This is a genomic window from Inquilinus sp. (assembly GCF_057815775.1).
Map to the genome: position 1 here is coordinate 1 of NZ_JBYRFX010000420.1, position 3,106 is coordinate 3,106.

Genomic DNA, 3,106 nt, shown 5'->3' on the forward strand with positions numbered 1-3,106 from the left:
CCCAGACGATGGCCTTGCCGGGTCCGTCCGGGCCGCGGATGGTCTGGCTGATCGAATAGGCGCCTTCGACCAGCAGCACCAGACTGTCGGCCAGCACCTTGGGCTCGGGGGAGCCCAGCGCCTCGGCCAAGTGCAGCAGGCGCTGCCGCAGCTCGCGCTTGTTGGCTTCCGACACCCGGCGGCCGGGGTGGCCCGGCTCCGGGAACTCCGTGGCGTCGTTGGTGAATGGGCAGCCGCGGTAATCCATCGCCGTGGTGCGGTCGGCCAGATATTCCATCATGGCGCGCAACTGGGCCCGCGGATTGCCCTCATGCTTGGCGAAGGCCCGGTCCCAGCGCCGCCAGTAATCGACGTTGCGGTCGTCGAGATAGGCGACGACAAGGTCGTCCTTGGAGGGGAAGTTGCGGTACAGGCTGATCTTGGCGACCCCTGCCTCCTTGGCGATGGCGTCGACCCCGACGGCGCGGATGCCCTGGCGATAGAACAGATTGTCGGCCGCGGCGAAGATCCGGTCGCGCGCCCGCACCGGCGATGCCTCGTCCTGCGGCCCACCGACCGTCTTCGATTTCGACATGACCGCACCTCTCGGACTTGACATGTAACCGATCGGTTCGTACCTCTTGGCAGCCGACGAACCGATCGGTTACATTTGGGCCGGGCTGGGGCTGTTGTCCAGTCGCACCGTTATCAGTCACGGTGACGGGACCGCCTGTTTCGGAAGAGGATTGCCGATGATCACCCTGGTCGCCCGCCTCCTGTCGGGCCGGATGCATTACGGTTGGATCGCCGCAGGGCTGGCCTTCCTCGTGCTGCTGTCCGCCGCCGGCGTCCGGGCCACGCCCAGCATCCTGATCGTGCCGCTGCAGGACGCCTTCGGCTGGAGCCGGGGCGCGATCTCCTTCGCCATCGCCGTCAACATCTTCCTGTACGGGCTGATGGGGCCGTTCGCCGCCGCGGCGATGCAGCGCTTCGGCATCCGGCCGGTGGTGCTGTTCGCCCTGGCGCTGCTGGCCGTCGCGGTCGCGGCCTCGACCCTGATCACCCAGGAATGGCAGCTGGTGCTGACCTGGGGCATCTTCGTCGGCTTCGGCAGCGGCATCGCCGCGATGGTGCTGGGCGCCACCATCGTCAACCGCTGGTTCCACGAACGGCGCGGCCTGGTCATGGGCCTGCTGACCGCCAGCTCCGCCACCGGGCAGCTGGTGTTCCTGCCGATCCTGGCCACGATCGTCGAATCCTATGGCTGGAAGCCGGTGGCCTGGACCGTGGCCGCCGTCGCCGCCGGCGTGTTCCCGATCGTCTACCTGCTGCTGCCGGAACGGCCGCAGGACATCGGCCTCAGCCGCTATGGCGAAGCGCCGGGCGCCGCGCCGGCCGCCGCCACCGGCAACCCCATCGTGACCGCCTTCCGCATCCTCGGCCGCGCCGCCAAGGTGCGCGACTTCTGGCTGCTGGCCGGCAGCTTCTTCGTGTGCGGCCTGACCACCAACGGGCTGATCGGCACCCATCTGATCTCGGCCTGCCTGGACCAGGGCATCCCGGCCACCACGGGCGCCGCTTTGCTGGCCGCCATGGGCATCTTCGACCTGTTCGGCACCACCGCCTCGGGCTGGCTGTCCGACCGCTATTCCAGCCGCTGGCTGCTGTTCTGGTATTACGGGCTGCGCGGCCTGTCGCTGGTCTACCTGCCGTTCTCCGGCTACAGCTTCTACGGCCTTTCCGTCTTCGCCCTGTTCTACGGGCTGGACTGGATCGCCACCGTGCCGCCGACGCTGAAGCTGACCAACGACGCCTTCGGCAAGGACGACGCGCCGGTCGTGTTCGGCTGGATCGCCGCGGCGCATCAGGCAGGGGCGGCCACCGCGGCCTTCGGCGCCGGGGTGATGCGCTCGGCGCTGGACGGCTATCTCGCCTCCTTCGTCATCGCCGGGCTGATCTGCGTCGCCACCGCCTTCCTGGTGCTGGCGATCGGCCGCGGCACGCGGCCCGTGCGCGGCCGGCTATCTGAAGCAACAGCCTGAACGGATCAGGTCGCCCGGCAGATCATCTCGACCGGCGCGACCACCCCGGCTTCGATGGCGGCCGCGAGATGGGCGATCTTGCGGCCCGCCTCCGGCCCCATCACCAGATGCAGCCCCAGCGGCGCCCGGCCCTGTTCGGCCGTCCGCGCCTGCTGGCGGCGGAAGAAGTCGATGGCGAAGTCGCGCCGGTCACGCTCGGCGGTGACGGCGAAGCCGGCATCGGCCAGGGCGCGGCGATAATCGGCCGGGGTGGCCAGGGCGCTGGTCTCCGGCCCGGACGCCCAGGGCACTGGATAGGCCAGGTCGCCATCGCCGATGCGCATCACGTCATAGATCCCGAACACCGCGCCGGGCTTCAGCACCCGCCGCACCTCGGCGAACAGGGCCGGCTTGTCGGCGATGTTCATGCCGACATGCATCAGCGTCGCCGCGTCGAAGCGGCCGGCAGGGAAGGGCAGGGCCAGGGCGCTGGCCTGGGTGTAGTCCACCCGGTCGTCCAGCCCGACCCGGCGGGCCAAAGCGGTGGCGACCCGGACATAATCCTCGGTCAGGTCGATCCCCGACACGTGGCAGCCATGGTCCCCGGCGAAATGGCGCGAGGCGCCGCCGAGGCCGCTGCCGATGTCCAGCAGGGCCTGGCCCGGCGCCAGCCCCATGCGCCCGGCGAGCTCGACGGTCGCCTCGCGCCCGCCGACATGGAATTCATCAACCGGCGACAAATCGGCGGGCACCAGCCGGTCCGGATCCTTGCCGGCCTCGCGCAGTGCCGCCAGGATCGCCGTCTCCAGCCCGTCCCGGGCGTAATGCGTCGCGACCTCGGTTTCCAGCGGCATGGCGTCCTCCGATGATGGGTGAAGCCGACGGTAGCATGGCGGTCGGCGGTGGAAACCTGCCCTGACCGCCGCAGGGGTGGTCATCCGCCCGCCGGCGCGGCAGTCTCTGCAGCAACACGAGTCGAGATCGGGGCTGGAGGTTTCATGGCTGACAATTGCGCGCAGGCGATCATCGATGCCTTCACCCGCAGCGGCGTCGACACCGCCTTCGGCATCCCCGGCGTGCACACGCTCGAGCTCTATCGCGCCCTC

Annotated in this window: 3 protein-coding genes; 1 reads left to right on the top strand and 2 read right to left on the bottom strand. The window is 69.8% G+C overall.

Annotated features, from left to right (window positions below; all coding sequences use genetic code 11):
* Positions 1 to 574: TetR/AcrR family transcriptional regulator (locus tag AC3XYG_RS14935; protein ID WP_489140629.1), on the bottom strand; the 574-nt coding region annotated here is incomplete at its 3' end.
* A gap of 157 nt (positions 575 to 731) precedes the next feature.
* Between AC3XYG_RS14935 and AC3XYG_RS14940 the strand changes: the two genes are divergently transcribed.
* On the top strand, positions 732 to 2,021 hold the full coding sequence (locus AC3XYG_RS14940; protein ID WP_489140630.1) for an MFS transporter: 1,290 nt from the start codon (positions 732 to 734) through the stop codon (positions 2,019 to 2,021).
* Positions 2,022 to 2,026: 5 nt separating this feature from the next.
* Here the strand turns inward: AC3XYG_RS14940 and AC3XYG_RS14945 are convergent, their stop codons facing one another.
* Positions 2,027 to 2,854 carry a class I SAM-dependent methyltransferase gene (locus tag AC3XYG_RS14945; RefSeq protein ID WP_489140631.1) on the bottom strand — a complete coding sequence of 276 codons (828 nt, stop codon included), beginning with the start codon at positions 2,852 to 2,854 and terminating at the stop codon, positions 2,027 to 2,029.
* Positions 2,855 to 3,106 lie beyond the last annotated feature (252 nt).